Below are 24,223 nucleotides of genomic sequence, written 5' to 3'. Positions count from 1 at the left end.
TTACGGCAGCGGCTGTTCAGGCCGGTGCAGCCTGCAGCTGCCGGCGGACCGCGGCCGGCCGGTTGGTAGTGATTTCGCCGAAACCCAACTCGCGGCACAGTTCCACGTCCTGCGGATCGTCCACCGTCCAGACGCGGAACTGCGTGCCGGCGTCGAGCCAGCGCCGGACGAGCGGCAGATGCGAGCGCACGTAATCGATGCCGGGTCCGGCCCAGCCTACGCGGTGCGATTCGATCAAGCCTTCGCCTTCAGACAGTGCCCGTCGCAGCAGTACCGCAACCGCGCCGACGGTCAACTCGCCCATCAGGAGGCTGGCTTTGAGTTCTTCGGCGTCGATGTCATCCAGGAGTTGGCAGAGATACTGGCCCGGTATGTGGTCGGCCAAGTAGTTCACGGCGTCCGGGTGGAAGCTCATGAAGGACAGCTGGATGTTGTCCAGCCGGGAGGTTTCCGGGTCCCAGCCCTCCGCCATCAGGTACCTGAGCACCTCGTCCTCCAGCTCCTGCCCGTACGGGCTGGGGTGCTTGAGCTCCACGGCCAGGCCCAGCGGCCGGCCGGCGTCGCGCATAAGATCCACCAGATCGTCCAGCGTCACCAGTTGGTCGGCGGTGCCGCCGTACTCGACCGGAATCGGCGTGCCCTTCCACGAACTGACGTCCAGTTGCAGCAGTTCGTCCAGCGTGTGATCGGACACGTTGCCGGTGCCGGTGGAGGTGCGGTCCAGCGTGAAGTCGTGGAAACAGACCAGCCGGCGGTCTTTGGTCAGGTGGAGATCGCACTCGATCCCATCGGCGCCGTCGGCGATCGCCTGCAGGTAAGCGGCCCGCGTATTCTCCGCATACTGCTCACTGGAACCACGGTGGGCGTAGATCCTCTGGTGCATGAATTCACCGTACGCGATGACCGGACATACGGACCCGCCGTAGGGTTGACTGGTGGGTGAACGAACGATGATCGTTCAGCAATTCGGTTTCGGAGGCAACATGGGCACTCAGACGGGCGGCGGCGTCGCACCTGACACGGCGGAAGGGCGGACGGTCGGCTACGCGGCGCACAACGCCCCCGAAAACCTCCCCGGTGGCGGAACTAGCCGGCTTGCCGTGCTGCCCGACAGCGTCCGTGCCGCAGGACTGCGGCGGATGAAACTGCTCGCCACGGGGTTGCTGCTGGTTCTGGCGGTGGTCTTCGTGGTGTCGTTCGCGCTGCAGGACCGCTACCCGTGGCTGAGCTATGTCCGGGCCGCGGCCGAGGGCGGAATGGTGGGTGCGCTTGCGGACTGGTTCGCCGTGACCGCACTCTTCAAACACCCGATGGGACTGAAGATTCCGCACACCGCGATCATCCCGCGCCGCAAGGATCAGATCGGCGCCAGCCTGGGCCAGTTCGTGGAAGAGAATTTCCTGGCCGAGGACGTGGTCAAGGCCAAGATCGGGTCCCTTGGGATCACTGCCAAGGCCGGCCTCTGGCTGGAACGGCCGGAAAACACCGAACGGATTGCCCGCGAGGGCGCCACGGCCATCCGCGGAGCCCTGACGGTCCTCAATGACGAGGACGTGCAGGAACTGATTGAGTCGCTGGCCCGCCGGCATCTGATCGACCCGCAGTGGGGACCGCCGCTGGGCCGGCTGGCCGAGCACGTGCTGCGCGACGGCCACCACCTGAAGCTGGTGGATCTGCTGCTGGACCGCGCCGCCGACTGGGTACTGGACAACCAGGACACGGTGGCGCGGCTGGTGTCCGACCGCTCACCGACCTGGGTCCCGCAGTTCCTGGATTCGCTGGTTGGCGACAAGGTGCATCTGGAGCTGTACAAGTTCATCATCGCGGTGCAGGCCGACCCGGATCATCCGATGCGCCAGCAGTTGGACGGGTACCTGAACTCCCTGGCGCAGGACCTGCAGCACGATCCCGAGATGATGGCCCGGGTGGAGGCCATCAAACACAACGCCTTGGGCGACCCCGAAGTGCGTTCACTGGCGGCCCGCACATGGGAGACGCTGAAAACCGCCCTGCTGGAGGCGGTGGAGGACCCCCAGAGCGGGTTGAGCCTGACGTTCAAGCGGGCGGTCGGAGACTTCGGCCACCGGCTGGCCACCGATGCGGAGCTGGCGGCCAAGATCGACGGCTGGATCGAGGAGGCCGCCGGGTATCTGGTCCGCACCTATCGCTCCCAGATTGCCGCCGTCATCACCGAAACGGTGGAGCGCTGGGATGCTCAGGAGACGTCGCGGAAGATCGAACTCCAGGTGGGCAGGGACCTGCAGTTCATCCGGATCAACGGCACCGTGGTCGGCTCCCTGGCCGGGCTGGCGATCTTCACGGTGGCCACCGCCGCCTTCGGTTAGCCGCGCGGCTGGGTGCCGCCCTATGGAGCATCCGCTCCAGTCACGAAACGGAGCGCAAGGACTACGTCGGGCCTAGCCCGCCCAGAGGAAGCGGATTCGTTGGCCGGGCCGGGCCTGGGCCAGCGCCGGGAGGTCGGCCGCTTCCACCACGGCCGGCACCGGATAGCCGCCGGTCACCGGATGGTCGGCCAGGAACACGGTGGGCAAGCCCGACGGCGGCACCTGCACCGCGCCGGTAACCATGCCTTCGCTGGGCAGTTCCCGGTCGACCGCACGCTGCAGCGGCCGGCCCAGCAGGCGCAGTCCGATCCGGTTGCTCTCGGGGCTGACCGCCCAATGGCCCAGCACCAGGCGCTGGCGGGCGTCGGCGGTAAACCAGTCCAGCCGCGGTCCGGGGCGGAGCCGCACGGTCACAACACTGGCGGGCGGCAGCGGCACCGGCGTCCAACGGGAATCGGCGGCGGGCCGTCGGTGGGTGGCGGGTCCTCGGCCCCGGCCGGCGAGCGCGGCGGCGGGGTTCGAGCCGGTCCGTCCGGCCGGTGGAACAACCCCGGTCTCCACCATGTCCCCGTCCCGCAGCGGAGCCGGTCCCATGCCGGAGAGCAGGTCCGTGGCCGCCGATCCCATCAGGGTCTCGGCCACGATGCCGCCGGCCACCGCCAAGTAATACCTGAGCCCGGACGCGGCGGGGGCGATCTCCAGCCGCTGGCCGGCACGGACGCGGATGGGCCGGTAAAGATCCGGTTGGTCCATCCGCTGCCGGCCCGCGGACGCAGGCTCAGCCGCCGCGTTTCCCGGGCCCGTCACCGAGAGTTTGCCGGAGGCCCCGGCCACCGCCACCACCGTGTCGGCGTCGAACCGCAGCACAGCGCCGCCCAGCAGCAACTCCAGCCCCGCCGCGGTGTCAGGGTTACCGACCAGGCGGTTGGCCATGCGCAGTGCCCGGGCGTCCAGTGCGCCGGACGGGCTCAGCCCGATCGCGGCGTGCCCCGGCCGGCCGAGGTCCTGCACCAGGAGTTGCGGCCCCGCCGTGACTACGGTGATCACCGGCTACACCGCCCTGAACCGCACGCGCGTTCCCGGCGCAATCAGTGCCGGCCGCTCCCGCGCGGCGTCCCACAGCCGCTCATCGGTCCTGCCGATCAGCTGCCAGCCGCCGGGTGACGCGGAGGGGTAGATGCCGGTGAACTCGCCCGCCAAACCCACCGATCCGGCGGGCACCCGCGTCCGGGGTTCGGCCAGCCGCGGTACCTGCAGCGGGTTCCCGGGTGCCACTAGGTAGGCGAAGCCCGGCGCGAAGCCGGTGAAGGCGGCAGTCCATTCGCACTGCTGGTGGAGCCGCACGACGTCCGCCTCGCTCACGCCCAGGATCCGTGCCACCGCCGGCAGGTCCTCCCCCGAGTAGTCCACCTCGACCGTGACCTGGTCCCCGGTGGTGCGTGCGCCGCCGTCGTGCGGCGGGGTCTGTTCCAGCCAGCGGCGGACGACGGCGGCGGCCGCCGGGTCGTCGAAGGTCGCCAGGATGGTGCGGGCCGCGGGAACCAGCTCCGTCACGCCTGGCAGCGGCGCAACCGAGAGTGCGCTGTAGTGCGCCAGGACGTCGTCGAGGGTGTCGAATTCGGCGAGCAGGGCGCCCGCGCCGAAGGGCAGGATCCGCACCCTACCGTCCTGTGGTGCGGGGCCCGGACGGAGAGGGAACGGCTGCCGCGCCGGCGGCGCGGGGATCCCCGGCGGCGGGCGGGCGGTGGCCGGCAGCGTTGCCGGCCGCACCCGTGAAGGGACGCAGCGGAATTCCGGCCGCGGCCAGCCGTTCCCGGACCAGCCGTGCCATCGCCACCGCGCCAGGGGTATCGCCGTGGACGCACAGCGAATCCGCTGCCGCGGCGCGGGCGAAGTTTACGGCCCGGTCGGCGATCTCCTCCAGGTCTTCCAGCAGGGCGCCGGGCTCGCCGCGCGGAATGAGCGTTCCGTCCGCCCGGTAGCCGCGGTCCACGAAAGCCTCCCGGAACACCGGCAGTCCGGCGGCGGCCGCCAGTTCGAGCGCCGCGGATCCGGGCAGCCCGAGGAGGGGAAGCCGCGGCTCGAAGGCGCCGATGGCTTCGACCACCGCCGCGGCCTGGCTGCGGTCGTGGACTATCCGGTTATAGAGCGCGCCGTGCGGTTTCACGTAGGCCACCCGCGCCCCCGCACGCCTGGCGATCCGGTCGAGGGCTGCCAGTTGGTCAGCGACATCGGCGTTCAGGTCGGCCGCGGCGACCTCCAGGCTTCGGCGGCCAAACCCGGCCCGGTCCCGGTAGGAAACGTGCGCGCCCACCGCCACCCCGTGCTCCACGGCGCGGCGGCAGGCGGCCAGCATCGTCCCGTCGTCACCGGCGTGGTAGCCGCAGGCGATGTTCGCGCTGGTGATCAGCGGAAACATCGCGGCGTCATCGCCCATCAGCCGACCGTCGACCGATTCTCCGAGATCGCTGTTCAGGTCGATCCCCGGCCGGCCCCCCGATTCAGCTCGGACCACATCGCCGTGGCCGGCAGGTCCGGTGCCGGATACCGTCACGGCCCGGTCCCGTCGTCGGGTCCACCGGTGGAGCGGCTGCGGGCATCGCCGTCCTGGTCCCCGGACGCCTCGAGGGCCGGCGGCGCCGTCCGCCTGCGGCCGGGCAGCCTCTCCAGCATCCGGGCGGCGACCCGGCCGGGCACCGCGGGCAGCTCGCCCAGCCGGTACCGGTTGTCGGTCAGGTCCTCCACCAAGGACATCGGCAGCACCAGCGGCGGTTCCCCGAAGGCTGTCCTGGTGGCGTCGATGACGCGCCGGCCCATCACGTGGTTGCCGGCACCACCGACGGCCGCGCCGATGCCGAACGGGACCGCGCGGCCGAGCATCGCCGTCCCCTGCTTGGCCAGCAGTTTGGTCAGGAAGCGCTTCTTCAGGCTGTCCACCAGCGAGCTGACCATGCCGGAGGGCATGCTGCTGCCGACTGCGTTTCCCCAGGCCCGCGACGGGTTTCCGCCGCGCCCGCCGGCCTGCCCGGCGAACTCCTTGATCAGGGAGCTGCCCTCGTCGCCCATCAGGATGGCCATCACCATGGCCTGGGAGCGTTCGGGGTTCTCGGTATCGATGCCATGCAGTTCGGCGATGGACTGGGCGAACAGGGCGGTGGCTTCCAGGAAGCCCACGGTAGCCGCCGCGGAGAGGCCGAGTGCCGCCACCGTGCCCACGCCCGGCACGACGGCGGATGCCCCCACCGCCGCACCGCCGGTGGTCACCGCCGCCAGGTATTTCTTTTCCAACTTCGCGGCCAGCTCGGCCGGCGTCGCGTCCGGGTTCTTGCGCCGCAGCCGGTCCAAGTTGGCCAGCACCAGCGGCCGCTGGACGTCCAGCGCCTTCATGATGCCGGTCGTCACGCCGGGCTTTGGGTTGCCGTGCTTGTCGAAAGCCGCATCGGCGGCGACGCGCATGGCTGGGTTAATCTTTCGTCCTCTGGCCACAAACCCTCCTGGAGCAATCAGCACCGTGATGGTGTTCCGGCCTTAAGCGTAAGTCACGGGTTGCGGGACGTTCCCCAAAACACCAAGTATGCTGACAAAGCACCGCGTACTTCCTGTACGACGGCCGGACGCAGCGACTGCTGCGCCGGCCGCCCAACCTAAAGGAGTTGCTGGCTATGAGAATCGGATCATCAATTGCCTTGATTGCCATCGGCGCAATCCTGGCCTTCGCCGTTGCCGACGTCGTGGATTTCATCGACCTGACGCTGATCGGCTGGATCCTGATGGGTGTAGGCGTGCTCGGCCTGATCATCTCCATCATCATGGCCATGCCGCGCCGCGAGCACCGCGTGACGGAAAGCCGCCGCATCGAGGACCCGAACACGGGCGAAACCATCCGGCGGGACGAAACCCGCGGCCTCTAGGCCCACAGGCTGAGGCAGCCGCTGCACGCGGGCCTCCACGGCCCGCGTGCCGGCCCTGCCTCGACGGTCAGCGCGGTTTTTTGCTGCCCAGCGCCACGAGCGACAGGACAATGCCCGCACCGCACACCAGCGTGGCCAGGTAGGCCAGGCCCACGCCGTCCTCGCCGCCCATGCCCAGCGTCAGGCTGAGCGGCAGCCAGAGCACGGCCCAGCCGAGCACCGCGAACAGCGGCGCATACCGCTCGCCGCGCGCCGTCCAGCGGTAGGCAAAAACCGCGAGGACGACGACGGCGATGGCTCCGGCCAGGGCGAAGCCCGCCAAGGTGCCGCCGCCCTCCGGGTCGTGCCGCGAGCCCTGCGAGAAGGCCGTCATGGTGTCGATGGCCACGACGATGACGCCCGCGGCGATGGCGAACTGCAGGATGTTGCCGGCCTGGATCAGCAACATCCGCCGCACGTCGGGCCTCATGCCGTTTTCCTCCCGTTGCTCCGCCCGCTCGGGGCGCCCTCTCCTGCCACCCTATATAAGGCACAGGGCGATATCAGGCCCAGGGCGCGCCGCCCAGCGGGCGTCGCCTTCAGGACCGGCCTGCCGCATACACGGTGGCCCGGTTGGACAGGGCAGTGCCCCGGCGGAAACTTCCACCGGGGCACCGGCCGGCGCCCTCGCGGGCAGGTGTTACCAGCGGACCTTTTTCTCGGGCGGACCCTGCCGGGCCGCTGGCGTGCTTCGGCTTGTGGCTGTTGCCGATGCTGTGCCAGCCGGCCAGGTCGCCGGCGTTGACCGCACGACGGGAAGCCAGCCTCGCCTGTTGGTCCTCGGTCAGTTTGGCCGCGGCGGCCGGAGCGAGGTGGATGGTTGGTTCACGGGATTCGGCGGGTAGTGTGGCCCGCGGATCGATGTCAGTCATGGCTCTCCTTCGGTATTTTCAGGAGCCTGCCGGGAACTGGTCCGCCGCACCGGTCGTCAAGACGGGACGCCACAACACCCGGAGCATCATCCGGGCGTGAGCGGGGGTGGGATCAGGGAACCACTCGCGAGGTACAGCCTCAGCAAGCCTTGTTTGGTTGTCGGCTTGACCGGTCCAAGACCTGGTTACTCGAAAATCAGAATTCCCATGGCGCACAGCCTAACAGCGCCGCCGGGCATCCGGTAGATTCAAGCAAAGGCCGGCGAGAAGGGGGACCATGTCCGCATCACAGTTCGACCAGCGGTACGACTCGATCTACCAGCGCGGCGGCGAAACGGCTGGCATCCCAACGACCGGCACCCCGCGGACCGCGGCGGCCCGGCCGGCCGCCCAGCTCCCCCGGCCCGTCACCCCGCCGGACACCCGGTTGAACCCGGCATTCCCTACGGCCGCGGCGCATGCGGCGCCCGCGGACCGGGGCGCCGACCACAACACAGCCCAGGCGACCGGCATCGCCGAGGTCATTCCGCCCGACGCCGTCGTGATGGCGGGGCCGGCAGGTGCGCCGCTCCGCCGGAAGGTCAATCCGTTCCTCGCGGCGATGTGGGTGCTGGGCGTGGGGCTGGCCGGGTTCGGGGTCTGGGGTTCGATTGCACCGCACTTCATCGAGTTGGACGCCATGCTCGGGCCCACCGGCGTCTACGGGCCGCCGTGGATTTTCATCTTTACGTCCGTGGCGCCCATGATCCTGATCGCCGGGCTGCTCACCGTGGTCTGCGCCTTGACCTTGCACGCCGTGAGCTGGATGCGCCGGCATCCCTGACCCCACCGCACAGCCGGCGGCGGCAACCCGCCCGTGCGCGCGGAGGATCCTACGCGCGCAGGATCCTATTCTGGGCTTTCGGGCCACTCGACGTGCGGCTCGTACTCCGGGTGCCGGTGCAGCCAGCCCGCGACGTACTCGCAGTACGGCACAATCTTCCTCCCGCCGGCGACCACGTCGTCCAGCGCATGGCCGACCAACCTGCCGGCCAGGCCCTGGCCGGCAAAGTCATCGAACACGCGCGTATGGGTGAAAGCCACGGTCCCGCCGTGCGCCTGAATCTCGGTGTACCCGGCCAGGGATCCGGCGGCCAGCACCTCGTAGCGCCTGAGGTCCTCGTTCAGTCGGAAAGAGAGGTCGTCAGCCATAGCCCGAGCCTGACACGCGCGGGCGGCGGTGCAAATACACCGCCGCCCGCATCGGCTGCCGCCGGCTAGATCAGGCCGTCGGACAGGTGGTTGGGTGTGCCGAAGCGGTGCGCGGTGATGCTGACGGCCTGCTCGTGCAGGAACGGCAGCATTTCCACCCGGCCGGCTTCGGTCACGTCGTGGGCGTAGACCGCAACATCCGGGCGTCCGCCGGTGGCGACGGCAAGCGCCTTGGCGTCGCCGCCAATCAGCCGGATCCGCCCGGCTCCGAGCCGTGGCACCCGGGCCAGCCAGTCGGCGTCGTCCTCCACCGTCACGGCAAGGTCCAGCTCCGTGGCCACGGCCCGCAGTGCCGCGGGGAGCTCGACGGCGGTGGACACCGTGACCTCGGATCCGGCCCGCACGGCGGCGGCCAGCACGCGGACCAGCTTGGCCAGCGGCTCGCCGTCGGACAGCCGGACCGTGACCGGCACGGGCAGGTAGCGGAACACGTTGCGCTCGGCGGTCAGGCCGGACACGTCCTTGGCCGCGCCGAACTCCGCGGCCCAGGCGGCCGCGTCCGAGTGCAGCGAGCGTTCCAGCCCGGCGAGCTCGTCCGCGGGCAGCGCCTGGTTCGCGCGCCGGGCCGCCTCCAACAGCTTCGCGGCCGCTCCCGTGATCTCGGCGGTGGCCGTCGACGGGGCGGTCTCCCAGTCGCCGAGCCCGATCAGGTAGTTCGGTCCGCCGGCCTTGGTTCCGGCTCCCACCGAGGACTTCTTCCAGCCGCCGAAGGGCTGGCGCCGCACGATGGCGCCGGTGATGCCCCGGTTCACGTAGAGGTTGCCGGCCTGGATGTTCTGCAGCCAGTAATCCAGCTCGTCCCGATCCAGTGAATGCAGGCCCGAGGTCAGGCCGTACTCGATGTCGTTGGTGATGGCGACAGCCTCTTCGAGCGTTTCGGCGGTCATTACCCCGAGGATCGGGCCGAAGAACTCGGTCAGGTGGTAGCGCGAGCCGCGCTTCACCCCGGTGCGCACGCCCGGGCTCCAGAGCTTGCCGGTCTCGTCCAGCCGTTCGGGCCGGATGAGCCAGCTCTCGCCGGCGCCCAGCGTGGTCAGCCCGTCCAGCAGCTTGCCGTCGGCCGGGGCGATGACCGGGCCCATCTGGGTGGCCGGATCCTGCGGATAGCCCACCTTCATAGAGGTGACCGCGTCCACCAACTGGTTGCGGAAGCGCGGCGACGTGGCGGCGGATCCCACCAGGATCACCAGCGAGGCCGCGGAGCACTTCTGCCCGGCATGGCCGAACGCGGAGTAGGCGACGTCCCTGGCGGCCAGGTCGAAGTCGGCGCTGGGCGTGACGATGATGGCGTTCTTGCCCGAGGTCTCGGCCAGCAGCGGCAGGTCCGGGCGGAAGGAGCGGAACAGCTCGGCGGTCTCGTAGGCGCCGGTGAGGATCACGCGGTCCACCTCCGGGTGCGAGATCAGCTGCCGGCCCAGTTCGCGCTCGCCCAGCTGCACCAGCTGCAGCACATCGCGCGGCACCCCGGCTTCGTCGAACGCCTCCCACAGCGCTTCCACCATCACGGCGCCGGTCCGCGCCGCCTGCTTGGCAGGCTTGATCACGACGGCGGAGCCCGCGGCCAGCGCCGCAAGGGCGCCTCCGGCGGGGATCGCCGTCGGGAAGTTCCACGGCGGGGTGACAACGGTCAGCCTGGACGGAACGAATTCGGCGCCGTCCACCGTGTCCAGCATGCGCGCCAGCTCGGCGTAGAAGTGCGCGAAGTCGGCGGCCTCGGATACTTCCGGGTCGCCCTGGTCAAGGGTCTTGCCGGCCTCGGCGGCCATGACCTCCAGCAGCCGGGCGCGGTGGGCATTCAGTTTGTCGCCGGCCTTGTGCAGCACCTCGGCTCGTTCGGCGCCGCTCATCGCGCCCCAGCTCTTGGACTGCTCGACGGCCGTGGCGATCACCTGCTCCAGCTGCGCCTCATCCTTGACCTCGGCGCCGGCAACGGTATCGATGCCAAGCCTTGAACCGGGGACGCGGGACAGGATCTCCCGGCCCCAGGCCAGGTTGGCGGGCAGGGACGGATCGGTGTCCGGGATGTTGTCGAAGGAATCGACGGGCCGGGCCGGTTCGGGCTTGGTGCGGTCTTGCTGCCGGTTCGGTTCCGGGACGTCGTCGTCGAGGTTATCGAGCGAGGCGAGGAAGCGCTGCTTCTCGCGCTCGAAGAGGTGCTCGTTCTTGCTCAGCTCGAAGACTGCGGACATGAAGTTCTCGCTGCTGGCGCCCTCTTCGAGCCGGCGGATCAGGTAGGCGATGGCCACGTCGAACTCGCCGGGGTGGACCACCGGGGTGTAGAGCAGCAGCGACCCGACGTCCTTCTTCACCGCCTCGGCCTGGCCCTGGGCCATGCCCAGCAGCATCTCGAAGTCGATGGCCCCCGCCAGGTGTGCGATGCCGCGCTGCTTGGCCAGCAGCCAGGCGAAGGCGACGTCGAATAGGTTGTGCCCGGCGACGCCGATCCGCACGTTGCCGATCCGGTCCGGGTGCAGGGCGTAGTTGATCACGCGCTTGTAGTTGGTGTCCGAGTCCTGCTTGGTTCCCCAGGTGGCCAGCGGCCAGCCGTGCAGCGACGCCTCCACCTGTTCCATGGGCAGGTTGGCTCCCTTGACCACGCGCACCTTGATCGCGGCGCCGCCGCGGGCACGGCGGGCCGCGGCCCACTCCTGCAGCCGGATCATGGCCTTCAGTGCGTCCGGCAGATAGGCCTGCAGCACAATGCCGGCCTCCAGCTGTTCGAACTCCGGCTTGTCCAGGATCCTGGTGAAGACCGCCATGGTCATCTCCAGGTCCTTGTACTCCTCCATGTCCAGGTTGATGAACTTAGGCTTCGGGGAGTTGGCCGCCTGCCGGTACAGCGGAGTCAGGCTGTCGACGACGTGCTCCACCGCCTCGTCGAAGGCCCAGTGCGAGTGCGGGGCCACGGTAGAGGAGACCTTGATGGAAACGTAGTCGACGTCGTCGCGGGCCAGCAGGCGTTTGGTGCCTTCGAGCCGGCGTTCCGCCTCGCGGCTCCCCAGGACGGCCTCGCCCAGCAGGTTGATGTTCAGCCGAACGTCTTCCCGGCGGATCCTGGCGATGGCCGGGCCCAGCTTGGCATCCGTCGCGTCCACGATCAGGTGGCCCACCATTTCGCGCAGCACCCGCCGGGCCGCCGGAATGACCACGTGCGGGAGGACCGGGGCCATGGTGCCTCCCACGCGCACCGCGGCCCGCATGTACCAGGGCAGGAAGGCCGGAACCTTCGGTGCCAGTGCGGCCAGGTTGCGGGCGGCAACGCGCAGGTCCTCGGGGCGGATCACGCCGTCGACGAATCCAACGGTGAAATCCAGCCCGTTCGGATCATTCAGGACGCCGGCCAGCTGGCGGGCGGAGGCGTCGGCGGGGACTTTCTCGGCCTCGGTCAGCCAGTGGCGGACCAGTTTGATGGAGTCGGCGGCGAGGTCGGCCATCTGCTCATCGGGCAGGTTAGTGGTCTGCACCGGAGCCTCCTTCAGGGCATCGTTCACGGCAGTATCTGTCCCTTCAACGAAATTGCAATGTTCCCTCAGACCAGTATGGAACTAGACTTCGTGAAGCAAAAGCGATCTTTTCCGACCGATAATCATCGGTTTTACTGATGAATGGAGATGCCGTGCTGGATGTCCGGAGACTGCGCTTGCTGCGCGAGGTCAAAGTCCGCGGCACCTTGGCGGAGGCGGCCGCCGCGCTGAGCCTGAGCCCGTCATCCGTTTCCCAGCAGCTGGCCTTGCTGGAAAAGGAGGCCGGGGTGGCGCTGCTGCGAAAGGCCGGACGCCGGGTGCAGCTCACGCCGCAGGCCGAGATCCTCGTGGTGCACACCGAGTCGCTGCTGTCCACCCTCGAGCAGGCCGAAACGGACTTGGCGGCGTCGCTGACCGCGGTGACCGGAACCGTCCGGCTGGCGGCGTTCCAATCGGCGGCGCTGGCGCTGCTGCCGGAGGCCCTCACAGCCATGCGGCAGCGGCACCCGGACGTGCGGATCGAGATGGTCCAGCGTGAACCCGAGACGGCGCTGTACGAGACCTGGGCGCGCGACTTCGACCTGGTCATCGCCGAGCAGTACCCCGGCCACGCGGCGCCGCACCATCCGGAGCTGGACCGCCAGAAACTGACCAGCGACGCCATCCGGCTCGCGGTACCGCCCGCCGCCGTGGCCGGAACCGCCGTCACCTCGGTCGACGACGCCCGGAGGCTGCCGTGGGTGATGGAGCCGCATGGCGCAGCTTCCCGGCATTGGGCGGAACAGGCGTGCCGCCAGGCCGGATTCGAGCCGGATGTGCGGTATGAGACGGCCGACCTGCAGGCGCAGATCCGGCTGATCGAATCCGGCAACGCGGTGGCGTTCATGCCGGACCTGGTCTGGACCGGCCGGGACACCACCTGCCTGCTGCTGGACCTGCCGGGCCTGCCGCGGCGCACGGTCTTCACCTCGGTCCGCCGCGGCTCTGCCAACCGACCGGCCATCCTGGCGTTCCGGGCAGTCCTGGAGGCAACGGCCCGGGAGATCGCGGCCTGAGGTCCGGGCCGCCCCGGCGCCTCCCCTAGGCCACGCCCTACGCCGCGGGCTGTTTGCGCTGGTCCAAGCTGAGGTTCCCATGCACCGTGGCGTAGGCGCGCAGGCCTGCGGCAATGAGCGGCAACCCCTGCTCCGGTGCCAGGATCCTGCGGGCCGGACCGTCCATGCCGTCCAACCGGAGCTGCACGAACAGGTCCACCAGCACCGGGCCCAGCCCTGCCAGTTCACTCCGGGGCAGTACGGCACGGTAGCCGCCGCCGTCGTCCCTGACGTCAAAGCCGAGCTCGGCGTCTGTCCCGCGGGCGCGTGCCACGAGCCGGACCGATTCGTACTCCGCCGCCGGTTCGAACGCCAACCCGAACGACACGGACTCCCCGTCGAGCCGGGGCTGCAGGGCCCGCGGCGTCGGTTTCAGCGCTTCCTCGGTGGTGGCCAGCTTGAGCAGGCCTTCCACATCCCGTGCCCGGACCAGCTGCGAGCGCTGCCGGTAAGGAAATGACAGCTGCTCCTCCAGCCGTTCCGGAATGTGTTGGTCCACGAAGGCGGCATGGGCCGCCACCCACCGCTGCCGCGTGCCCGGCGCCATCGACCGGTAGCGGTCGGGCACGTAGAAGCGAAGGAGTTTGCGCCGGTACAGGTCCAGCACCAGCAGCTCGGCCTGTTCTGGGTCCGGATGGTTCTCCCTGATGATCCGCGCGATTTCGGCGACGGATCCGGTGTACCCCTCAGGGATGGCGCGCTCGGAGCTGATGTTGGTTCCGTCGTCGCGGGTGCGGATGAAGTAATAGTCGTAGTCGGCCGCGATCGCGTTCCTCCGGGAGGCCAGATAGCAGCGGGTGAGCATCATGCCGTCTTCCAGCCGGACTTTGCCCTCCGGGAAGCGGATGCCGTGTGTGTCCAGCAGCTCACGCCGGATCAGCTTTTGCGGTGAGAGCGTGCCCAGGATCTTGCGCACGGGAACGTCCGGCACGGTCTCGGTGAACAGCGAAGACTGCACGCGCCGGCCGCCGATTCCGACCATCCGCGGGGCCAGCACGTCGACCTGGTGCTTGTCGGCAAAGTCAACCATCCGGCGCAGTGCTTCGGGCCCCAGCCTGTCGTCCGCATCGCAGAAGAAGACGTAATCGGAACTGCTGGCGGCGATCCCTACGTTGCGGGGCTTCCCCGGCCAGCCGCTGTTCTGTTGGTGGATGACCCGCCAGTTCGGATGCCGCGCGGCGTACTCGTCCAGCAGCTTGCCTCCGCCGTCGGTGGAGCCGTCGTCCACGGCGATCACCTCGAAGAGCGCCGGGTTCAGGTCCTGTGCAACCAGCGATTCCAGCAGCTCCGTCAGGTAGGGCAACGCGTTGAATACCGGGATCACCACGGCCACCCGCGCGGTCTGCGCACTGGCCGTCGGCCCGGAGTCACTCTCGCGCACGCGAAACTGGCCCGCGCGCGCGGCAATCCGTTTCAGCTTGCGCCGTGCGCCTGCCAGTTTGTCCTTGATGGCCACGCGGTCCCCTTCGATCGGCAGCAGTTACTGCATTCTGCCACTGTGATCGAGCTGAATGACGGTGAGTAGCGGAATCGTGACGGGGTGGACAGCGGGGTAAGTACTGCTCTCAGCTGTAGAGCGGCAAGAGCGCGGCCTGCTGTCCGCAGATTAAGAGGACGCACAGGACAGCCATCGCAACGGCCGATTTGTTCCAACTGGTGACGACTGCGGGTCCCGGTGGCGGTTCGGAATTCAGGAGGCTGGACCTGGATCTTGTCCACACGCGGACGAGCGGATGCTGCTCCAGCCCCTGCCGTTGGCCCAAAGAGGTAGTTCGGTCCCATGGGGTTATCGTGGCCGGTCCCACTGACACACTGTGCTGGTTGCCGGCGGCCCGCGCATTTTGAGGAAAGGGTGCACCCCAGCTTGTGTAGGTCTTGGCCCCGGTCCTGATCCTCACGGCACTGCGTACGCTGACGTCATCAACGACGGCAAAGGGAATGGCGTGGGACCGAAAGCTGTTGGTGATGAGAACGGAGTCGTCATCATAGGCAAGGCGTGGAATCCACAGGAAAATGTAGGCAAACGAAGCTGCCAGCAAAGGCCACACTATCCATCGCAGGAGGGATTCTTCCTGCGCCTGGGCGAACAGCAACACGAGCGCCGCCGCAGCGGAGACCCAGATCAGTATTGCTGTCCACATGGCCGACTTTTCCTTGAGCACGCTCCGCTTTGGCTCGGTCCGTGAGTTTGTTGCCATCCGGTATGCCCCGTCCCCTTTGACTGCTGCCGTTACTGCATTCTGCCATCCCTCTCGCCGATGCATGCACGCCGCCGCGGATCACGGGCGTTGCCCATGGACTTGTACAAAACCGGGCGGGTAATTCCCGTCTCTAACGGATTCACCTGCGGCCGGCATGTAGAACTCCTATACCGCTTCCTCCCGCATCCCCCACGGGGAACCGTAGCCCTCGGGTGCGGGCGCCGACATCAGGTCCAGGAAGGGTTTGGCGTCGAACGCCTCCGCGCCCAGGACGCCGGCTCCGCTCCAGACGCCCGAGGCCAGGAGTTCCAGGGCGATGATCGGGTTCAGCGCCGTCTGCCACACCACGCACTGGCTGCCGTATTCGGCCATGGTGTCGGCGTTGTCGGCGACATGGTAGAGGTAGGTCCGCCGCGGGGCGCCGTCCTTGTCCTTGCCTGTCACCAGGACGCCTGCGCATGTCTTGCCGGTGATCCTGGGCCCGAGCGTGGCCGGATCCGGCAGGCAGGCGGCCACGACGTCCCGCGGGCTCACCGATGTTCCCTTGACGTTGACCGGCGTGGTGGAATCGAGACCCAGCTTGTGCAGGACCTTGAGCACCTCGATGAATTCATCGCCCAGCCCGTACTTGAAATTGACCTTGCCGGCATCCAGCCACCGGGGCATCAGCAAGACTTCCTCGTGTTCCACGTTGACGCACTCCACGGGGCCGATGCCTTCGGGAAAGTCGAAGACTTCGGGGTCGCTGAAGGGCTCTGTGGTGCTCCAACCGGTCTCGGCGGAATAGATAACCGGCGGGTTGAGGCATTCCTCGATGGTGGTCCAAATGGAGAAGGACGGCGCGAAATCGTATCCCTCGACCTCCAGGTTGGCGCCGTCGCGGACGCCGATCTCGTCGATGACGGAGAACAGGTAGTCCTGGGCGTACCGGGCCAGGACGTCGGAGAGTCCCGGTTCCACGCCTATCCCGACCAGAGCCAGCCGCCCGGCTTCCTCCCACTCAGCGGCCCGCTCGAACTGCTGGTCTCCCAGCTTGACGCCGGTGAGCTCATAGGGTCGTTCCGGGTGCGGCGTGGACAGTGACATTGCCATGTCCAGATAGGTGGCTCCGGCGTCCGCGGCACCCTCGAAGACCGGCATGACGAAACGGGGGTCAACGGCGTTGAGCACGTGGGTGATGCCGTGGTCCCTGATGGCACCGGCAACGGCCTCCCTGCTTGACGCGTCCAGGGCAATCGCGCTGAACCGTCCGCGCCGGCCCTGCGGCAGTGCCTCGACTACGGCTCGGGCCCGTGACGGGTCGTAGTCCGCCAGGACGAAGGCCTCAAAGAATTCCCGCCGGGCGGCAATGCCTGCGGCGGCGCCGCCCACTCCGCCTGCTCCAATACACAGAATCCGCATCATGCTCCCTTGGGGGTGTCTTGGCTGTTGCTGCCGGCAGGCTCGGGACTCAGGCGGAACCAGCTGTTCGCCGTCACGTCGGTGGGCGCGCCCGGTGACGCGAGCAGGGTGCCGGCCGCCGGGTCAATGCCCACGGTTGCCAGGGTCGCCCAGCGGGAGCCCAGGCCGGCACCCGGGGTCGGCACGCAGCACAGTTCGGCCCCGTCACCGGGAACCGAGCACAGGTAGGGCACGAGATCCTGCGGCTGACGGGGCTGGAACGCAGCGCTGACCCGCCTGTCCAGCAAGTCGATCCGCTGCTGGGAGTCCGGCTGGTACAGCTCGGTCTTCTCCCCCTTCGCCAGCCTTGGGGCCAGGAAATGGTTGGTGTGCAGCAGGTGACCGCCGGTCGGCTTGATCACCTCGGCCCCCTCGGGGCTGAGCTCCACGATTGCTGCGCCGGCTCTGGTGACCACGGTGATGGCGCTGGAAGTCTTGACCGGTGCGTCGAGGAGTATGTCCACGGCCTCGTCCAGCGTAGCTGCCGCGTGCAGTACCTGCGCGGCTGCGATGTGGACGGGCACCGCCCCCGGACTGTCCTGCCTGTGACCCAGCACGTTCAGGTGCACGCCGACGCCGGCGTCGTTTAGCCCGATCTTGGCGAGGATTCCGTACTCCGTCAGTCCCACGAACCGGCCCTGACTGGTTTCAACCGACTGCAGGTGCCAGGCGGCGGCGAGTTCTTCATGCCAGTCCCAGGTCTGCAAGGAGAAAGGCCGGGCTCCGGCGCTGACGACGGTAGAACACTCCCCCGGCCGGGCCCGTTCCGAGAGGGACAGGATTTCGGTCCGGGCATTAAGGGCGCTGACCTTCCAGACGGGCAGGCCCGCTCCCTCCGCGATGCCGCGGATCTCGGCCGCCAGGTGCGTCGCCCAGGCTTCAGTGGCGGCCAGGCTGCGGGTGGCTTCCCGCTCCACGATGGTTTCGCTGATGCCGTGGGCCTCGAACAGTTGGCGGTAAACGTCCCAGCAGTCGGCGATACCGCTGCGTCCTTCGGTGCCGCGCTGCACGCCCAGCTGGCGGGGGTCCCCGCCTCGAAGCGTCAGCACCTGCGGGATCGTGCCTGCGGGGTCAGTCAATGTCGTGCTCCTCATTCAATGTCTCGCTGTCGCGGCGCCGCGGCTTCCAGCCGGGCCGCGGCGCGCTGTCGATCAACCGTCGGGTGTACGGGTGTGCCGGGCTGTCGAGGATCTGGTCGGCAGTGCCGGCTTCGACGATGACCCCGCGGCGCATCACCACGATGGAGTGGGCTATCTGGCGCGCCACCGCCAGATCATGCGTGATGAAGAGATAGGTCAGCTGTTTTTCCCTCCGCAGCTGTTCGAGCATCCGCAGGATTTGCGCCTGGACGGTGACGTCCAGCGCGGAGACGGCCTCGTCGAGCACGATGACCCCAGGCGATGCCGCCAGTGCCCGCGCTATGGCCACGCGCTGCTTCTGCCCGCCGGAGAGTTCGTCCGGGAGCGCGGACATGTGGGTTTCGGTCAGCCCGACTTCCCGGAACAACTCGAGGCAGCGCCTGCGTCGTGCTGCCGGGTCCAGTGAGGTGTGGGCCTTCAACACCTCGGCAACCGCCTCGGAGACCGGCAGCCGGCGGTTCAACGACCCCTGCGGGTCTTGGAAGACCATTTGGACGTCCTTTGACCGTTCCCGCCGAATTCGGCGGCTGGTCCGCGGGCTGACCGGTTTGCCGTTGAGGAAGACGGACCCGCTGTCCGGGGTTTCCAGCCCCACGAGCATCCTGGCCAACGTGCTCTTTCCCGAACCCGATTCCCCCACCACGGCCAGGCAGTGTCCGCGCTCGATGGCCAGGGACGCGTCTTTGACGGCGTGGACGTGGGTGCGGTTACGGCCGGAACCAACGGTGAACTTTTTGTTGAGTTTGCTTATGACGACGGCGGGGGCCGTGGGCTGCGTCTGCACGCCGGTCATTGCTTCACCTCTCGGGATGCCTCGCGGCTTGGTGGACCGGGCACGCTTGTCCCGGCACGAGGTCCGGCCTGCGTTTGGGGGTCGTCGCCTGTCCCGGCGTCGATGCGGTGATCCAGGCTGGGCTTGGCCGCGACCAGCTTCCGGGTGTATTCGTGTTCCGGCCGGTTCAGCACCCGGTCTGCGGGGCCGGATTCGACGATCCGGCCGCCCGACATGACGGCGATACGGTCGCACGCCGCCGCGGCCAGGTCCAGGTCGTGGGTCACGAAGATCATCGCCATGCCTGCCTCGGTCCGCGCCTCGTCCAGGATGGCCATGACGTCGGACTGCGTCGTGACATCGAGCGCCGTGGTCGGTTCGTCCGCCAGCAGCAGCTCGGTGCCCCTGGCCACCGCGCCGGCAATGACGACCCGCTGGAGCATGCCGCCGGAGAGCTGGTGCGGGTAAGAACGCAGGCAGCGGGCGACGTTGTGGATGCCCACCTGCTCGAGCACTTCCCCGGAAAGCCGCAGGGCTTCCTGGGCGGTCGCTGCAGGCCGGGCGGCTTGGATGCCTTCCACCAGGAATTTGCTGACCGGCAGCACCGGATTCAGGGCGGCCTGCGGATTCTGGGAGATCATCGAGACGGCACCGGCCCGGAAGGCGCGGAGCCGCTCGCCGGAGTACGCCAGCGTGTCCTCCCCCTTGTAGAGGACCCTGCCGGCAAGGTCCGTCCGCGGCGGCAGGGTCTGGAGGATCGTCCGCATGGTCATGGATTTTCCGGAGCCGGATTCCCCCACCAGGCCGACGGACTCGCCCTTCTCCACCACGATGTTGATATCGGACAGCAGCGTCGTCCGGCGGTGCTCCGGCCCGATCTTCACGGTGACGTTCGACAGTTCGAGCATTAGATCCTCCCTGCTGCCCGGCGCCCGCCGAGCTTTTCGCCCAGGAATCCCAGCGCGGCAACGGTCAGCACAATGAGCAGGCCTGCGTAGAGGCTCTCTTGCGGGTAGCCGGCCAGAAGCGAGGACTGGCCGGAGGAAACCATGAGGCCCCAGTCGGCGTCGGGCGGTTGCACACCAAAGCCGAGGTAGGACAGGGCGGCGAGGTCGATCATGCCGTACCCGAAGTTGATGCTCATTCCCGTCATGACCTGCTGTTTCACGTTCGGCAGCAGGTGCCGCACGGTGATGGAAAACCCGGAAATACCCTGCAGCTCCGCCGATTTCACATACGGCAGATTCCGCTCGCGCAGGGCCACGCTGCGGATCACCCGGGCGGTATACGGGGTGAATCCGATCGCCAGGGCAATCACGGCGGTCTCCACTCTCGCGCCGAACACCGCCACCGCCAGCACGGCCAGCAGCAGGTTTGGAAACGCAAACAGGAAATCCAGGATCCTGCTGATGAGGTTGTCCACCCAGCCGCCGAACCAGACGGCGACCAGGGCAAGGGTGCCGCCCATCACGGCGGTGAGCAAGGCGACGGCGAGGGCGGCGAGAATGCTGGAGCGGGCGCCGGTGGCGAGCCGGGAGAACAGATCCCGTCCGGCCTGGTCCGTTCCGAGCCAATGCTCGGCCCCGGGAGGAAGATAGCGCTCCACGACGTTGCCGGCTGTCGGATCGAACGGTGTGAGGGCCGGCCCGATCAGGGCGAACAGTCCAATCAGCACCACCCAGCCCAGGCAGATGGCCGTCAGGGCATCCGGCTTCGACCGGGTCTTCCGGGACGGGCTCCGCTTCAGTGCCCCGGGGCGTCCGGTTTCTTCCAGCGTGCTCATGACGCCGCCCCCAAACGCACCCTCGGATCGATCACGACATAGAGCAAGTCGACGGCCAGGTTGATGAGGCCGAAGGCAACGACCATGATCAACGACACTGCCTGCACCACCGCGAAGTCCTTCTGCTGGACGGCTGCCACCAGCAGTGCGCCGATGCCGTCGAGTGTGAACGCGTACTCGACCACGAAGGCGCCGGCCAGCAAGGCGGCGACGTGGACGCCGGAAACCGTGGATACGGGAAGCATCGAATTGCGCAGGACGTGGCGCCGTATGACGATCCGTTCCAGCACTCCCCGGGACCGCGCCGTCTGGGCGTGCTCGGACTCGCGCTCTTCCTTAACCGCGGTGCGGGTAATGCGCGCGACCACCGCCAGCGAGGGCAGCGCCAGCGCCAACGCCGGCAGGGTCAGGTGATGGAGCCTGCCGGCCAGGCCCTCGCCGGAGCCGAAGACCGGGAACCAGCCGAGCATGACCCCGAAAACACTCATCAGCAGCAGGGCCGCGAAGAATGTCGGTACGGCAAAGCCGAGATTCGAGCCGAAAAGCACCACGTTCTCCAGCCAGCCCGGCCGAAGTCCGGCCAGGCAACCGAGTCCGATGCCGCCGATCACGATGATCAGCGCGGCGTAGAGGGTGAGGGACAGTGTGGTGGGCAAACGGCCCGCGATGAGATCGGCGACTTCCTGGCGGTTGGCCAGCGACTGGCCGAAGTCTCCCTGGACGACACCCCACAGCCAGTTGAAGTAGCGGACCAGAAACGGGTCGTCCAGGGAGTACTGGGCCCTGATGGATGCCAGTACCTCCGGCGTCACGGTCCGGCCTTGCACCAGGAACTGCTCGGGGCTTCCTGGTGCAAGGTACAGTCCGCCAAAGACCGCAAAGCTGGAGGCCAACAGGATTGTTCCCAGTGCCAAGAGCCTTTTGACGATATAGATCATGACGGCTTTTTCGTTACTCCGCGGCGCCCAGGTCTGCACCCCAGGGGTAGTACAGGTAGACGAAGGACGCCGGTACGCCCGTCACCCGCTCATTCAGGAAGAGCCGTCCCGCCGGATCGACGATGGGCAGCCAGGGCAGGTCGGCCATGGCCAACGCCTCGATTTCGGCGACCTTCGCGGCACGCTCCGTGTCGTCGGTCAGAACCTCCGCCTCGGCGATGAGTTTCTCAATTTCCGGGTTGGTGTAGTCGGAGAAGTTCTGCGACCCGCCTTCCTTCACGATGGTGCGCAGGAACACCAGGGGATCCGGAACGTCCATGTAGTTGGTGGTGACGAAGGCGCCGTGCCCGGCACGGGCCTCGGGATCCGAGAAGAAGGCGCCGAATTGTGCGCTCGGCACGCCCTGGGGCTTGACCGTCAGCCCGATTTCCTGGCCGGCACGCGCCAGTTCGGAAATGATGTCCGCGTAGAAGGACCGTTCGCTCGGGTACACGATGGTGATCGGCTCGCTCAGGTCAGCTTCTGCCTCCGCAAGGATTTTCTTGGCCTCCTCGACGTTCGCTTCAACCGGCGGCAGTTTTTCGCGCGCTGCGCTGAAGACGTCGTCGCCGTAAGACCAGCCGCCGTCGGGAATCAGGGACCGGGACGGCATGGCCGTGCCCTCGTACACCGTGTCCGCCAACGCCGATGTGTTCGCGGCGGTCCACAGTGCCTTCCGCACAGCAGGATCGCCCAGCGGGCCGTCGCCTGTGGCGATGATGGCCGAGAGCTGCAGGGACTTGCCGAGAATCAGCTCGCCGTTGGTCGCCGATTGAAGTTGCGGTACCGCGCTGAGCGGGACGTCGTAGGACCCGTCCACTGCTCCGGATGCGAGCGCGTTGGTGATGGCCGCGGGGTCCACGATGAACTGGATGTCGAGGTTCTGCACCTTGGGCATGCGGTCGCTGTTCCAGTAAGCATCGTTCTTGGCCAGGGAGATGCTCTGGCCGCTGTTCCACTGGTCAACCGAGAAGGGCCCCGTACACATGACGCCCTCCTGCGGGGTGCCGTACGCTTCGCCTGCCTCTTTGCGCTGTGCCTCCTGCACGATGACGCCCAGCGGAGTGGCCATGTAGGAGTTGAACGTGACGTCCGGAGAGCTCAGGCTCACGGTCACTTCGTACTCGCCCGTGGCCTTGATCGATTCGACGTTGCCGCTGACCGCGTCGCTGGCCCAGTAGCTGCCCTCGTCAGGGTCCAGGTGCCGGTTCAGACTGAAGACCACGTCCTGGGCGGTCATCGGCGTGCCGTCCCAGAAGGTCACGTCATCCCGCAGCTGGTAGATGTACGTCTTGCCGTCGACGTTCTCGAACGATTCGGCAAGGTTGGGTGCGATCGTGTAGTCCGGTTCCATCACCATCAGGCCTTCGCACAGGTTGGCCACGACGGTGTTTTCCGGGTAGTTGAAGGCCTTGATCGGATCCAGTGACGCCGGTTCGCCGAACGGCAGGTTCCAGGTGACGGTATCCAGTTCGCCCGCCGCCGGTTCGGTGGTGGTCTGCAGTTCCCCCAGGCCGCTGCCTGCCTCCGCATCCGGCGCGGCCGCTCCGCCGCCGCCGTTGCTGCACGCGGTCAGCAGCATCGCGAGGGCCACCGACGTGGCCAGCGTGACTTTCTTCATCCTGCAATCCCCTTTGCTTCACAGTGTGTGGTTCCGATGGGACGCTTGCTCTGCGTATTCCAGTAAGCTACGGGGATAAAACCTTTTATATAACGTTTTAGCTGTTCTGTTATGCAACCGTTATGACGTCAATCACGGAGGGCGGACGATGCGCCGGCGAGTCACCATCCACGACGTGGCCAGAGAAGCCGGCGTGTCCATCACCGCCGTCTCACACAGCCTGAACAACAAGGGCACGCTGTCGGACGAAACCCGCGAGCGCGTGCGGCAGACGGCCGAAAGGCTGGGGTACCAGCCCGATCCGATGGCGCGGGGACTGCGCAACAGCCCGATCGGGGTCATTGGGCTCATGCTCCGGCCCCTGGATTCGCTCGGGACGTATCGCCCGCACGGCGTGGACTACTTCACCAGGCTCTCCGGGGCCGTTGCCGTGGAGTGCCTGGAGCGCGGGCTGAGCGTCATGCTCGTCCGGGACCTGACGCGGCTACCGCGTTCCCCGCTCGCCTTGTCGCTGGACGGCTACATCATTGACGATCCGCTCGAGGAAGATCCGGTCATCGACCTATTAATGGGGCTGGCCGCTCCTTTCGTCACCATCGGACGCGATCCTGCACGGCCCGACTTTCTCGATTGGGTCGGTTCCCACGACTCGGCAGAGACGGAGGCAGTGCTGTCCAAGTTCCACCGATCCGGGGCACGGTCCATCTGCCTCATCACCGGCATGGACCGCAACGCCTGGAACCTCGACTCCACGGCGGCCTACCGCAGCTGGGCGGCGCGTCACGGGATGGAGCCACGCATCGCCACCCGGCCGGAGTCCGACGGCGTCGACGGCGGCAGGGCAGCCATGCAGGAACTGCTGGACGCCGGCGGGGAAATGCCGGACGCTGTCTACTGCCTGACCGGGCGGCACGCGCGCGGCGCCCTGGAGGAACTGGCGGCCCGGGGCATCGCCGTGCCCGGGCAGGTCCAGCTGATCGCCGGTTCGGATTCAGAACAGTCGCGCAACAGCAGCCCCGCGATCAGCGCCATCGATCTGGAACCGGAGCTCATCGCGGCGGCCGCGGTCAGCCATCTGTCCCGAAAAATGCTCGGGGAGTCCGGTATCCCGGCGAAGCTTTCCGCCAGGCTGATCCTGCGCGAGAGCACGCTCGATTCCGGCAGTGACCGGACGTGACGATGGCCCGCCTTCCGCAGGATTCCTGCCGAAGGCGGGCCACCGCCGTCGTCGTTGTCTGCCGTCAATCCCGTGACGGCATTCCGGTGCTACCGGCGGCCGGGGCTTCCCGGGCGCGGATGAACTCCGGGCGCGGG

The 24,223-nt window shown here is 68.0% G+C and carries 23 protein-coding genes; 5 read left to right on the top strand and 18 right to left on the bottom strand.

Features of this window, described 5'->3' with window-relative positions:
- Positions 1-16 precede the first annotated feature (16 nt).
- A complete protein-coding gene (locus AC5RTY_RS15950) occupies positions 17-883 on the bottom strand; it encodes a glycerophosphodiester phosphodiesterase family protein (RefSeq protein WP_494001973.1) in 867 nt (288 codons plus the stop codon).
- 256 nt (positions 884-1,139) lie between these two features.
- Here AC5RTY_RS15950 and AC5RTY_RS15945 point away from each other — a divergent pair, with 256 nt between their 5' ends.
- Positions 1,140-2,345, top strand: a complete 1,206-nt coding sequence (locus AC5RTY_RS15945) for a DUF445 domain-containing protein (RefSeq protein ID WP_494013764.1) — start codon at positions 1,140-1,142, stop codon at positions 2,343-2,345.
- A gap of 72 nt (positions 2,346-2,417) precedes the next feature.
- Here the strand turns inward: AC5RTY_RS15945 and AC5RTY_RS15940 are convergent, their stop codons facing one another.
- From AC5RTY_RS15940 to AC5RTY_RS15925, 4 genes are all read right to left on the bottom strand, one after another.
- Complete coding sequence (locus AC5RTY_RS15940; RefSeq protein ID WP_494013347.1) at positions 2,418-3,392, bottom strand: 5-oxoprolinase subunit C family protein; 975 nt, start codon at positions 3,390-3,392, stop codon at positions 2,418-2,420.
- 3 nt (positions 3,393-3,395) lie between these two features.
- Positions 3,396-4,004, bottom strand: coding sequence for a 5-oxoprolinase subunit B family protein (locus AC5RTY_RS15935; RefSeq protein ID WP_494013348.1), 609 nt, complete (start codon positions 4,002-4,004; stop codon positions 3,396-3,398).
- A gap of 1 nt (position 4,005) precedes the next feature.
- Complete coding sequence (locus AC5RTY_RS15930) at positions 4,006-4,827, bottom strand: LamB/YcsF family protein (protein WP_494002339.1); 822 nt, start codon at positions 4,825-4,827, stop codon at positions 4,006-4,008.
- 68 nt (positions 4,828-4,895) lie between these two features.
- Complete coding sequence (locus AC5RTY_RS15925) at positions 4,896-5,831, bottom strand: hypothetical protein (protein WP_494001970.1); 936 nt, start codon at positions 5,829-5,831, stop codon at positions 4,896-4,898.
- Between the two features lie 176 nt (positions 5,832-6,007).
- Here AC5RTY_RS15925 and AC5RTY_RS15920 point away from each other — a divergent pair, with 176 nt between their 5' ends.
- Entirely contained in the window at positions 6,008-6,256 is a 249-nt protein-coding gene (locus AC5RTY_RS15920) for a DUF6458 family protein (RefSeq protein ID WP_494001969.1), read from the top strand.
- A 67-nt stretch (positions 6,257-6,323) separates the two neighbouring features.
- Here AC5RTY_RS15920 and AC5RTY_RS15915 read toward each other — a convergent pair whose 3' ends face one another.
- Positions 6,324-6,725: a hypothetical protein gene (locus AC5RTY_RS15915; protein WP_494013349.1), complete on the bottom strand. Its 402-nt coding sequence runs from the start codon at positions 6,723-6,725 to the stop codon at positions 6,324-6,326.
- 109 nt (positions 6,726-6,834) lie between these two features.
- The gene (locus tag AC5RTY_RS15910) at positions 6,835-7,167 is read right to left on the bottom strand and encodes a hypothetical protein (protein WP_494013350.1); all 333 of its coding nucleotides are present in this window, start codon (positions 7,165-7,167) and stop codon (positions 6,835-6,837) included.
- Between the two features lie 277 nt (positions 7,168-7,444).
- Here AC5RTY_RS15910 and AC5RTY_RS15905 point away from each other — a divergent pair, with 277 nt between their 5' ends.
- Positions 7,445-7,990 carry a hypothetical protein gene (locus tag AC5RTY_RS15905; protein ID WP_494013351.1) on the top strand — a complete coding sequence of 182 codons (546 nt, stop codon included), beginning with the start codon at positions 7,445-7,447 and terminating at the stop codon, positions 7,988-7,990.
- Between the two features lie 65 nt (positions 7,991-8,055).
- Here the strand turns inward: AC5RTY_RS15905 and AC5RTY_RS15900 are convergent, their stop codons facing one another.
- Positions 8,056-8,358 carry a GNAT family N-acetyltransferase gene (locus tag AC5RTY_RS15900; RefSeq protein WP_494013352.1) on the bottom strand — a complete coding sequence of 101 codons (303 nt, stop codon included), beginning with the start codon at positions 8,356-8,358 and terminating at the stop codon, positions 8,056-8,058.
- Positions 8,359-8,423: 65 nt separating this feature from the next.
- Complete coding sequence (locus AC5RTY_RS15895; RefSeq protein ID WP_494013765.1) at positions 8,424-11,852, bottom strand: bifunctional proline dehydrogenase/L-glutamate gamma-semialdehyde dehydrogenase; 3,429 nt, start codon at positions 11,850-11,852, stop codon at positions 8,424-8,426.
- Positions 11,853-12,034: 182 nt separating this feature from the next.
- On the opposite strand from AC5RTY_RS15895, the gene AC5RTY_RS15890 reads away from it, so the two are divergent.
- Positions 12,035-12,937, top strand: a complete 903-nt coding sequence (locus tag AC5RTY_RS15890) for a LysR family transcriptional regulator (protein WP_494013766.1) — start codon at positions 12,035-12,037, stop codon at positions 12,935-12,937.
- Positions 12,938-12,974: 37 nt separating this feature from the next.
- On the opposite strand, the gene AC5RTY_RS15885 is transcribed toward AC5RTY_RS15890, so the two are convergent.
- From AC5RTY_RS15885 to AC5RTY_RS15845, 9 genes are all read right to left on the bottom strand, one after another.
- Positions 12,975-14,432, bottom strand: coding sequence for a glycosyltransferase family 2 protein (locus AC5RTY_RS15885; protein WP_494013353.1), 1,458 nt, complete (start codon positions 14,430-14,432; stop codon positions 12,975-12,977).
- Positions 14,433-14,541: 109 nt separating this feature from the next.
- Positions 14,542-15,138 carry a hypothetical protein gene (locus AC5RTY_RS15880; protein WP_494013354.1) on the bottom strand — a complete coding sequence of 199 codons (597 nt, stop codon included), beginning with the start codon at positions 15,136-15,138 and terminating at the stop codon, positions 14,542-14,544.
- A gap of 204 nt (positions 15,139-15,342) precedes the next feature.
- Positions 15,343-16,578 (bottom strand): saccharopine dehydrogenase family protein, encoded by a 1,236-nt coding sequence (locus tag AC5RTY_RS15875; RefSeq protein WP_494139897.1) that lies wholly within the window; start codon positions 16,576-16,578, stop codon positions 15,343-15,345.
- Positions 16,578-17,696: a C45 family autoproteolytic acyltransferase/hydrolase gene (locus AC5RTY_RS15870; RefSeq protein ID WP_494139896.1), complete on the bottom strand. Its 1,119-nt coding sequence runs from the start codon at positions 17,694-17,696 to the stop codon at positions 16,578-16,580. The genes AC5RTY_RS15875 and AC5RTY_RS15870 overlap by 1 nt, the downstream gene beginning before the upstream one ends.
- Positions 17,689-18,549 (bottom strand): ABC transporter ATP-binding protein, encoded by an 861-nt coding sequence (locus tag AC5RTY_RS15865; protein WP_494139895.1) that lies wholly within the window; start codon positions 18,547-18,549, stop codon positions 17,689-17,691. Before AC5RTY_RS15865 ends, AC5RTY_RS15870 begins: the two co-directional genes overlap by 8 nt.
- Complete coding sequence (locus tag AC5RTY_RS15860) at positions 18,546-19,436, bottom strand: ABC transporter ATP-binding protein (protein WP_494139894.1); 891 nt, start codon at positions 19,434-19,436, stop codon at positions 18,546-18,548. Before AC5RTY_RS15860 ends, AC5RTY_RS15865 begins: the two co-directional genes overlap by 4 nt.
- Entirely contained in the window at positions 19,436-20,311 is an 876-nt protein-coding gene (locus tag AC5RTY_RS15855; RefSeq protein WP_494139893.1) for an ABC transporter permease, read from the bottom strand. Before AC5RTY_RS15855 ends, AC5RTY_RS15860 begins: the two co-directional genes overlap by 1 nt.
- Positions 20,308-21,249, bottom strand: a complete 942-nt coding sequence (locus AC5RTY_RS15850) for an ABC transporter permease (RefSeq protein WP_494001958.1) — start codon at positions 21,247-21,249, stop codon at positions 20,308-20,310. The genes AC5RTY_RS15855 and AC5RTY_RS15850 overlap by 4 nt, the downstream gene beginning before the upstream one ends.
- A 13-nt stretch (positions 21,250-21,262) precedes the next feature.
- A complete protein-coding gene (locus AC5RTY_RS15845; protein WP_494139892.1) occupies positions 21,263-22,909 on the bottom strand; it encodes an ABC transporter substrate-binding protein in 1,647 nt (548 codons plus the stop codon).
- Between the two features lie 175 nt (positions 22,910-23,084).
- Here AC5RTY_RS15845 and AC5RTY_RS15840 point away from each other — a divergent pair, with 175 nt between their 5' ends.
- Positions 23,085-24,086 carry a LacI family DNA-binding transcriptional regulator gene (locus tag AC5RTY_RS15840; protein WP_494013358.1) on the top strand — a complete coding sequence of 334 codons (1,002 nt, stop codon included), beginning with the start codon at positions 23,085-23,087 and terminating at the stop codon, positions 24,084-24,086.
- The last annotated feature ends 137 nt before the right edge of the window (positions 24,087-24,223 follow it).

The sequence above is a fragment of the Arthrobacter sp. Y3224055 genome (genome assembly GCF_059090825.1).
This window is presented reverse-complemented; position numbering and strand designations above follow the sequence as displayed.